The organism is Salinisphaera sp. G21_0 (genome assembly GCF_017744115.1).
GTDB lineage: Bacteria > Pseudomonadota > Gammaproteobacteria > Pseudomonadales > Endozoicomonadaceae > Endozoicomonas.
The window spans coordinates 1-679 of sequence record NZ_JAGHQW010000226.1; the positions used below are offsets into that span (position 1 = coordinate 1).

A 679-nucleotide genomic window follows, 5' to 3' on the forward strand; every position below is an offset into this window, starting at 1 on the left:
AAAGACCAATTTAATGCCCAGGATATCACCAACCTGCTGTGGGCCATGGCGAAACTGGTGGACAACCAACAGGCGAGAACACAAGGGCTCAAAGAGGCCGTGGCCGTACTGTTGCCCCATGTGAACGTACAGAAAGACCAATTTAATGCCCAGGGCATCGCCAACCTGCTGTGGGCCGTGGCGAAACTGGTGGACAACGGGCAGGAGCAGACTCCAGAACTCAACCAGGCCGTGGCCGCGCTGTTGTCCCACGTGAACGCACAGAAAGACCAATTTATTCGTCAGCATATCGCCAACCTGCTGTGGGCCATGGCGAAACTGGTAGACAACGGGCAGGAGCAGACACCAGAATTCAACGAGGCCGTGGCGGCGCTGTTGCCCCAGGTGAACGTAAAGAAAGACCAATTTAAGGCCCAGGGTATCGCCAACCTGCTGTGGGCCATAGCGAAACTGGTGGACAGCGGGCAGGAGCAGACACCAGGGCTCAACGAGGCCGTGGCCGCACTGTTGCCCCACGTGATCGCACAGAAAGACCAATTTAATGCCCAGGGTATCGCCAACCTGCTGTGGGCCATAGCAAAACTGGTGGACAACAGACAGGAGCGGACACCAGAACTCAACGTGACTGTGGCCGCACTGTTGCCCAACGTGAAGGCACAGAAAGACCAATTTAATGCCC

Annotated in this window: 1 protein-coding gene; it reads left to right on the forward strand. The window is 56.6% G+C overall.

What is annotated here, in order from left to right:
• Window positions 1-679 (forward strand): DUF1601 domain-containing protein (locus J7439_RS27635; protein ID WP_209204916.1); only part of this gene is annotated, 679 nt, incomplete at both ends.